Source organism: Streptomyces durocortorensis (assembly GCF_016901035.1).
In the GTDB taxonomy this organism is placed as follows: domain Bacteria; phylum Actinomycetota; class Actinomycetes; order Streptomycetales; family Streptomycetaceae; genus Streptomyces; species Streptomyces durocortorensis.
Genome location: NZ_JAFEUF010000259.1, coordinates 1 through 8911 on the forward strand (window position 1 = coordinate 1; position 8911 = coordinate 8911).

General features: G+C 72.2%; 5 protein-coding genes. 3 read left to right on the forward strand and 2 right to left on the reverse strand.

Translation table 11 applies throughout. The features are described from left to right. Nucleotides 1–143: 143 nt before the first annotated feature. Both JS521_RS30435 and JS521_RS30440 read right to left on the reverse strand, forming a co-directional pair. Complete coding sequence (locus JS521_RS30435) at nt 144–1721, reverse strand: NADH-quinone oxidoreductase subunit NuoF family protein (RefSeq protein WP_205086156.1); 1578 nt, start codon at nt 1719–1721, stop codon at nt 144–146. Next, on the reverse strand, nt 1721–3271 hold the full coding sequence (locus JS521_RS30440; RefSeq protein ID WP_205086157.1) for a ferric reductase-like transmembrane domain-containing protein: 1551 nt from the start codon (nt 3269–3271) through the stop codon (nt 1721–1723). The genes JS521_RS30435 and JS521_RS30440 overlap by 1 nt, the downstream gene beginning before the upstream one ends. 577 nt (nt 3272–3848) lie before the next feature. On the opposite strand from JS521_RS30440, the gene leuS reads away from it, so the two are divergent. The 3 genes from leuS (at nt 3849) to JS521_RS30455 (ending at nt 8641) form a co-directional block, all read left to right on the forward strand. After that, nucleotides 3849–6722, forward strand: a complete 2874-nt coding sequence (gene leuS, locus JS521_RS30445) for a leucine--tRNA ligase (RefSeq protein WP_205086158.1) — start codon at nt 3849–3851, stop codon at nt 6720–6722. A 176-nt stretch (nt 6723–6898) separates the two neighbouring features. Next, nucleotides 6899–7684, forward strand: a complete 786-nt coding sequence (locus tag JS521_RS30450) for a hypothetical protein (protein ID WP_205086159.1) — start codon at nt 6899–6901, stop codon at nt 7682–7684. Between the two features lie 111 nt (nt 7685–7795). Beyond that, complete coding sequence (locus JS521_RS30455) at nt 7796–8641, forward strand: DegV family protein (protein WP_205086160.1); 846 nt, start codon at nt 7796–7798, stop codon at nt 8639–8641. The last annotated feature ends 270 nt before the right edge of the window (nt 8642–8911 follow it).

Sequence of the window (8911 nt, forward strand, 5' to 3'; positions counted from 1 at the left end):
TTGCTTTCTCCTTTCGTTTTTGCCTTCGCGTCCCGGCGCGGCGGGCGTGTTTTTGTTTTTCCTTTTTAAAATATCTCCCCCCCCCCCCCCCCCCCCCCCCGGCGCCCCCGGGGGGGGGGCCCCCCCGCTTCTTTGTGCCTGGATCAGCCGCGCCCGCTGCCCAGTGCGCGCCGGTTGGCTGCCGGCAGGGCGGGACGCTGTTCGGCCGCCGGCTGCTCGATCCGGAGCGCCAGGGCGGGGCAGCGCCGCACGGCCCGCTGGGCACGCCCGCGCAGATGCACCGGAACGGCGGCGTCCGCCAGTGCCGGATAGCCGTCCGCGCCCAGCCGGATGAGCTCGGGGACGAGGTCCGCGCACAGGCCGTGGCCCTGGCAGAGCGTCCAGTCGACCGCGAGCTTCTCACCGCTCGGAATCGACTCCTCCAGATCCTGGTAGCCCGGTGCGGGCAGCGGCAGCACCCCGACCGTCTCCCGGCCGCAGCCGCCGTCCAGGACATGTGCGGCGAGGTCGTCCGTGAACGCCGACAGGGTCGAGAGCAGGAACCGGGCGGAACCGTCCGGGTGTTTGCACGCCCCGCGGCCCTTCACGGCCTGGGTGACCTGGCGCAGGGCCTCCAGGGCGGCGGGCCCGCCGCCGTTCAGGACGTCGGAGAGCCCGCCCGCGGCGGCGGGGAGCCCCAGCTTGCACGGCCCGCACTGTCCGGCGGTCTCGGCGGCCAGCCAGTTGGCTATCCGGAGGGATTCGCCGAGCGGGCAGGTGTCCGGGCCGATCGGCAGGATGGCCCCCGCGCCGAGCGCGCCCCCGACGGTGGCCAGGGACTCGCGGGAGACCACGGCGTTGTGCGAGGAGACCGCGTCGATCCAGTTGCCGTGATAGCCGCCGGTCAGCACGCCCTGGGGGAGCGGCGGGGCCCCGGCCATCTCCAGGACGTACCGTAGCGGCACCCCGGTCGGCACCTCGACGACCATGGGCCGGGCCACGGCGCCCGAGACGGTGAGCAGCACGGTGCCTGGCTCGCCCGGCAGCCCGGTGTGCCCGTAGCGGCGGGGCCCGATCCGGGCGGCGACGGCGAGCTGGGCGTACGTCTCCGCGTTCGACAGCAGCGTTGGCGCACCGGCCACCCCGGTCTCGGCCGCCCGCTCGCGCCGGCCCGGCGGCAGGGCGGGCCCGCCGTTCGCCGCCCGGATCACCGAGGACGCCTCGCCCGAGACCATGCGTTCCGGGGTGCGGACCACCCGGGCGCGCAATTGCTGGCCGCGCCGGTCGGAGAGGCCGCGTTCGGCGAGGGCGGCCCGTACGGAGATCTCCGTGGAGTTGCGGGTGACGGCGACGACCAGGGTGCGCGCGCCGAGCGCCTCCGCGGCCAGCAGCGCCCCGTCCAGGATCAGGTGCGGGGCGCGGTTGAGCAGGACGGTGTCCTTGCGGCAGGCCGGTTCGCCCTCGCTGCCGTTGATCACCACGACGGGCCGCACCCCGCGCCGGATGGACGCCTTCGCCACCGCTCGCAGCTTCTTGCCGAACGGGAAACCGGCGCCTCCCCTTCCGCGCAGGGAGATCGCTTCGGCCAGTTCCGCCAGCCGCTCACCGGTCATCGGCTCCAGCGGCCCGTGGACCTTGAGGTGCATGGCGAGGTCGAGCCGCTCCACCAGGTCGAATCCGGTGGTCAGTTGCGGCAGTCCGACGACGCGGACTTCGGGCACATCGGGGAGGGGGACGTTCACTATCGGTCTCCTGCGGGTGCGTGCCAGGGTTCGCCGGCCGGAGGCGCGGTGAACGGCCCGGCCCCCGATTCGGCACGGGGCGCGGCGAAGGGGGAGGTGATGGGAGCGGTGGTGGTGGTGTCGTCGGCCTGTGTGCCGACGTGTTCCGGGGACCGGTAGGCCGACGTGCCGTACTCCGGTGTCGTGCCGTACTCCGGTGGCTCGTGGGAAGTCGCCGCTGTCTCGTAAGGAGGCGGCGTCGCGTTGTAGGGAGGCGCCGCGTACGTGTGCTCCGGTGCCGCGTAGGTGTGCTCCTGAGCGGTGTGCGTGTGCTCCTGAGCGGTGTGCGTGTGCTCCTGAGCGGTGTGCGTCGGCGGGTCCTGTCGGGGCGGCGGGCCGTGGTGCGCCTGCGCGGGCGGCGCGGGGGACGGTGCGGGCCAGCGGGCCTCCGGCGTGAGCGGGGAGCCGCCGCCGAGCGAGACGGCGCGGTATCCGGCCGTGATGCCAGGGCCCCCCGGTCCCGGCCCGGTCCCGGGCCCCGGGCCAGCCTTCCTCCGCCCCTGGTCCGGCAGCTCCTCCGGCGGGCCGAAGGCGATGCGGTCGGCGCTGCGGGGCGGGGGTTCGTACAACGGGGGCTCGTACAGGGGAGGCCGGCCGCCGTACAGCGTCTCCGTCGGCGCTTCGTGCAGTGAACCGGGGATCGCCGTGGGAGGGGGCGCGGCCGGGGGTATCGGCGCCGAGAGCGTGCGCGGGCGCACCGGCGTGCCCCGCACGTCCCGGTCCGTCTCGCTCCAGGCAGCCGGATCGGACCAGGGCTCCCCGGGGGACGAGGCGGACTCCCGCAGGACCGGATCGGGGGCGGCCGGGGGCCCCTGGCCCAGCAGCTCGGCGATCCGGTCCGCGATCCGCCGCTTCGTCGGGCGCGGCAGCAGCCGCAGGCACAGCGCGGCGGCGACCCCGGCGAGGCAGAGCCCGTACATCACGACCACCCAGGTGGCGGGCGCGCGCCCCGCGTACAGGCCGTGGATCAGCGCGGCGCACCATGCCGGATACGCCAGCGCGTGCACGGCGCGCCACCGGCCCGCGATCCCGCCCGTGTCCCGGGGCGATCCCAGCGACTGCCCGAGCCGGGCGGCCTTGGGGGAGGGCTGGGCGAAGGCGCTGCGCAGGGCGCCGGTCGTGGCCGTGACGACCATCAGCAGCCCGGCCAGCGAACCGAGGCCGATCAGCCCCGCCGCGCCGGTCACGCCGAGGCTGAAGGGTATGAGCGCGCCGATCAGCGCCACATGCCCGAGGGCGACCTTCACGGTGCCGTGCAGCAGCAGAAAGCCGAGCGAGGCTATGGCGGTGGCCCGGTGGACGCCCTGGCAGACGATGCGCTGACGGGTGGAGAGGAACAGCCGGTCGGTGGCCAGCAGGCCCCACGCGACGGCCGCGCTGAGCGACACCAGCGACAGGACGCCGGTGGTGAAATCGAGGGTGGCGCGCAGCTCGTCGCTCCCTGCGACGGCGAACAGAGGGACGAAGACCAACGCGGCGACAGTCAGGCCGCCCTGTACCGGCCGACTCATTGCGGGGCTCATGCTGGGGGATACGCGGATCTTGCGATGAGGGTTCATGGGGGCGACTCCGAATAGTTCGGCAAAGCGGTCCCGTTGCCGCATGCTAGGACGCCCCATACCAACCAGTACGAGGTTTGCTCGGTTGCCCTGATAGAGGTCGGTACGCGGAGTAACCCCTGCTTCCCGGGCGTTCCGCCCGCCCCGGACACCGCCCCAGGGCTCCGCGAAAACCTCATGGGAAGCCCGCGGAGCGCACACTCCGCACCCACGCGAACGTCACATACCCGCTACGGAGAGTCGTCGGCGGGCGGTTCCTCGGGGGCGCGTTCAGCGGCGTACGAGCGGGCGTGCGGACGGCGGGCTTCCGGCTCGCGCGCGTGATGTCCGCCCTCTGGTTACTCCCCGCTCCCCTCCGGGCCCGTGCGGTACCCTGACGCCATGCGTGCCGTACGCCTTCTGCTTAGCGAGCCGCGCTGAAGAGTCCCGACCGGTGAGAACGCCTGGTCGGAGTCAGCGCGGCGTCCCCTCCTGTGCGAGGGGATTTTTCGTTTCCCGGCAGATGACGATCGATGGAGCTTTGAGGATCATGAGCGAGACGAATTCCGCTGCCGAGACGGCCGCGCCGCACCGCTACACGGCGGCGATGGCCGCCGACATCGAGGCACGCTGGCAGGACTTCTGGGACGCCGAGGGCACGTACGAGGCGCCGAACCCCACCGGTGACCTGGCGGGCGACCCGGAGCTGGCCGCCAAGCCCAAGAAGTTCATCATGGACATGTTCCCGTACCCCTCGGGCGCGGGTCTGCACGTCGGACACCCGCTTGGCTACATCGCCACCGATGTCTACGCCCGCCACCAGCGGATGAGCGGCCACAACGTGCTGCACACCCTGGGCTTCGACGCCTTCGGCCTGCCCGCCGAGCAGTACGCGGTCCAGACCGGCACGCACCCCCGGGTCTCCACCGAGGCCAACATGGTCAACATGAAGGTCCAGCTGCGCCGGCTGGGTCTGGGCCACGACAAGCGCCGCTCGTTCGCGACGATCGACGCCGACTACTACAAGTGGACGCAGTGGATCTTCCTGCAGATCTTCAACTCCTGGTACGACACCGAGGCCGACCGGGCCCGTCCGATCGCCGAGCTGGTCGAGCAGTTCGAGAGCGGCACGCGCGCGACCCCCGACGGCCGTGAGTGGGGCGCGCTGAGCGCGACCGAGCGCGCCGACCTGTTGAGCGAGTACCGACTGGCGTACGCCTCCGACGCACCCGTCAACTGGTCGCCCGGCCTGGGCACCGTGCTGGCCAACGAGGAGGTCACCGCCGACGGTCGTTCCGAGCGCGGCAACTTCCCCGTCTTCAAGGCCAAGCTGCGCCAGTGGAACATGCGCATCACCGCCTACGCCGACCGGCTGCTGAACGACCTGGACGGGCTGGACTGGCCCGAGGCCATCAAGCTGCAGCAGCGCAACTGGATCGGCCGCTCCGAGGGCGCCCGGGTCGAGTTCCCGGTGGACACCGCGGGCGGCATCACCGTCTTCACCACCCGCCAGGACACTCTGTTCGGCGCCACGTACATGGTGCTGGCGCCCGAGCACGACATGGTCGAGCGGATCATTCCGGCCGCCTGGCCCGAGGGCACCCACCCGGTGTGGACCGGCGGCCACGCGAGCCCGGCCGAGGCCGTCACCGCGTACCGCAAGCAGGCCGCCGCCAAGTCCGACGTCGAGCGGCAGGCCGAGGCCAAGGACAAGACCGGTGTCTTCACCGGCGCGTACGCGACCAACCCGGTCAGCGGCGAGAAGGTCCCCGTCTTCATCGCCGACTACGTCCTGATGGGCTACGGCACCGGCGCGATCATGGCCGTACCGGCGCACGACACACGCGACTTCGCCTTCGCGCGCGCCTTCGAGCTGCCGATGCGGTGTGTCGTCCAGCCCTCCGACGACCGCGGCACCGACCCCGCCACGTGGGACGACGCCTTCAGCTCGTACGACGCGAAGCTGGTCAACTCCGCCAACGACGAGATCTCGCTGGACGGCCTGGGCGTCGTCGAGGCCAAGGCGAGGATCACCGAGTGGCTGAAGGAGAACGGCGTCGGCGAGGGCACCGTCAACTTCCGTCTGCGCGACTGGCTGTTCAGCCGCCAGCGCTACTGGGGCGAGCCCTTCCCGATCGTGTACGACGAGGACGGCATCGCCCACCCGCTGCCCGAGTCGATGCTGCCGCTGGAGCTGCCGGAGGTCGAGGACTACTCCCCGCGCACCTTCGACCCGGAGGACGCGTCCGCCCAGCCCGAGACCCCCCTGTCGCGCAACGCGGACTGGGTCAACGTGACGCTGGACCTGGGTGACGGCTCCGGTCCGCGCGCGTACCGCCGCGAGACCAACACCATGCCCAACTGGGCCGGTTCCTGCTGGTACGAGCTGCGCTACCTGGACCCGAACAACGACCGTCAGCTGGTCGACCCGTCCATCGAGCAGTACTGGATGGGCCCGCGCGAGGGGCAGCCCACCGGCGGCGTCGACCTGTACGTCGGCGGGGCCGAGCACGCCGTGCTGCACCTGCTGTACGCGCGCTTCTGGTCCAAGGTGCTGCACGACCTGGGCCACATCTCCTCGGCCGAGCCCTTCCACAAGCTGTACAACCAGGGCATGATCCAGGCCTTCGTCTACCGCGACAGCCGGGGCATCGCCGTCCCCGCCGCCGAGGTGGAGGAGCGCGACGGCGCCTTCTACTACGCGGGCGAGAAGGTCAGCCGCGTCCTGGGCAAGATGGGCAAGTCCCTGAAGAACGCGGTCACGCCGGACGAGATCTGCGCGGAGTACGGCGCGGACACCCTGCGCCTGTACGAGATGGCGATGGGCCCCCTGGACGTGTCGCGTCCCTGGGACACGCGTGCCGTGGTCGGTCAGTACCGCCTGCTGCAGCGGCTGTGGCGCAACGTCGTCGACGAGGAGACCGGTGAGGTCACCGTCGTCGACACGGAGCCCGGCGAGGACACCCTGCGCGCGCTGCACAAGGCGATCGACGGGGTCGGCCAGGACATGGCGGGCATGCGGTTCAACACCGCCATCGCCAAGGTCACCGAGCTGAACAACCACCTGACGAAGGCCGGCGGCCCGCTGTCGCGCTCGGTCGCCGAGCGGCTGGTCCTGCTGATCGCCCCGCTGGCCCCGCACATCGCGGAGGAGCTGTGGCGCCGGCTGGGCCACACCGACTCCGTCGTCCACCAGGACTTCCCGGTGGCCGACCCGGCGTACGTCGTGGACGAGACCGTCACCTGCGTCGTCCAGATCAAGGGCAAGGTCCGGGCCCGCCTGGAGATCTCGCCCTCCATCACGGACGAGGAGCTGGAGGCGCTGGCCCTGGCCGACGAGGCGGTCGTCGCGGCACTGGGCGGGGCGGGCATCCGCAAGGTGATCGTGCGGGCGCCGAAGCTGGTGAACATCGTCCCTGCCTGACGGTGACGTCGACGGCGGCGGTGTGACGGCCCTCCTTTGACGGCCTCGGTGCGCGGTCGGGGCCATCCCCTACGGGCAGGTTGGGGGTTCCGAAGGAACCCTCGGCCTGCCCGTTCCGTTTACGGTGGAGGGAGCGACCGGTACCGGCGGCCGCATCGAGACACCGAGGGGCATTCATGGAACCCGCGCTCACGATCCTGGCGTTGCTCCTGGTCGCGTTCGTCGCGCTGGGTGTCTACGCGACCGTGAAGGCCGTCGGTGCGGCCAAGCGGGGCGTGGACCGCACGATCACGCAGGCCCGGCGCACCGTGGAGGACACCACGCTCCGGGCCAAGAGCTTCGGGCAGGTCGGTGTCGCCGGTGAGCTCGCGCAGCTGCGGCTCTCCCTGCGCACTTCGATGCGGGCCACCCAGGACGCCCTGCACGCCGGAGTCGCCGAGGACGCCTCGCTGGCGGAGTCGGTGGCGCTGTTCCGGCGGCTGAGCGCCCACGGTCTGGAGCTGGACGACGAGCTGAAGAGGCTGGAGCGCGAGCCGGACCGGGCCACGGTCGCGGGCCTGCTGCCCAAGCTGAAGGAACGCACGCAGCGGATCACGCACTCGGCGGAGTCACTGCGCTGGGCCGCGCGGGACCGGGCGCGGCAGTTCGCCGACGACGACCTGGACGCGTTGAACGCGCAGATCGACATCGAGGCCGGCGCGCTGCGGCACTGGGACGTGGACGAGTCGTCGCGGGCGTCCGGCGCGGGGACCTCCGCCGCGACTCCGGGCCAGGGCCCCGGGACTGACTGGCCGGAGCCGGCGGCCTCGGCGGGCCCCTCGGCCGGCAGCAGCAGTACGGCCGACGAGGCGTGGTCCGGCCCGGCCCGCGAGGAGAGCCCGCAGGCGATCACGGCACCGGACCCGCGGCTGCGTACGACCTACCCCTGGCAGAAGTCCACCCGGCCGGAAACGACGAACTGACGCACGCGGGTCGGTTCAGGCCCGACCGGATGCGTTCCGAAGCGGCCAGGAACGATCAGAGGGCCGGGGCCGGGCTGCCGCACTCCCACCACGCCAGGTAACCTCCGGCTCATGTCCCGCCATGTCGCTATCGTCACCGATTCCACGGCCTACCTGCCGCGCCCGACGATGGAACGGCACGGCATCACCGCGGTGCCGCTGACCGTCGTCCTGGGCGACCAGGCGCTGGAGGAGGGCACGGAGATCTCGGCCCGCTCGCTCGCCCTGGCTCTGCAGAAACGCCACTCCGTGACCACGTCCCGCCCCAGCCCCGAGGTCTTCGCGGAGGCCTACCGGGCTGCGGCCGAGGCCGGGGCGGACGCGGTGGTGTCGTTGCACCTGTCGTCGGAGTTCTCGGGCACGTACGACGCCGCGCTGCTCGCGGCGAAGGACGCCCCCGTTCCGGTACGCGTGGTGGACACCGGCATGGTCGCCATGGCCCTGGGGTTCTGCGCACTCGCGGCGGCGGAGACCGCCGAGGCGGGCGGCGGCCTGGACGAGGCGGTGTCGGCGGCGGAGAAGCGGGCCGCGGACACCTCGGCGTATTTCTATGTCGACACTCTCGACTATCTGCGCCGGGGCGGTCGCATCGGCACGGCCCAGGCCCTGCTGGGATCCGCGTTGGCGGTGAAGCCGATCCTGGAGCTCGACGGGGGCCGGATCGAGATGCTGGAGAAGGTGCGGACCGCGTCCAAGGCCATCGCCCGCCTGGAGGAGATCGTCGCCGACCGGGCGGGAGCGGCCCCGGTGGACATCGCCGTCCACCACCTCGCCGCCCCGGAGCGAGCGGAGCGCCTGGCCGAGCGGTTGCGCGAACGCGTTCCCGGCCTGGTCGACCTCCACGTCAGCGAGGTCGGCGCGGTGATCGGGGCGCACACGGGGCCGGGGCTGCTCGGCGCGGTGATCTCGCTGCGGTGAACGGGCCGGGGAGCTTTCCTCCGTGGGGAGCTTCCCTCTGCGGGGAGCTTCCCCTGCGGGGGGCTTCACTCCGTAGGGTGGCCGAGTTGTTCACAACTGCTGGGCTGTCCACAGGAATCGGTGGTGCTCAGCGGGTTCGGGCGGATGTGCCTAACGTCGTGAGGCATGGCCCTTCGATCTTCACGGGCGTCGGCTTCCGACGCGCCGTTCACCTCTGCGTCCTTGCCCGACTCTTCTGATTCGTTGTCCCCGTCCCCGTCCCCGTCCCCG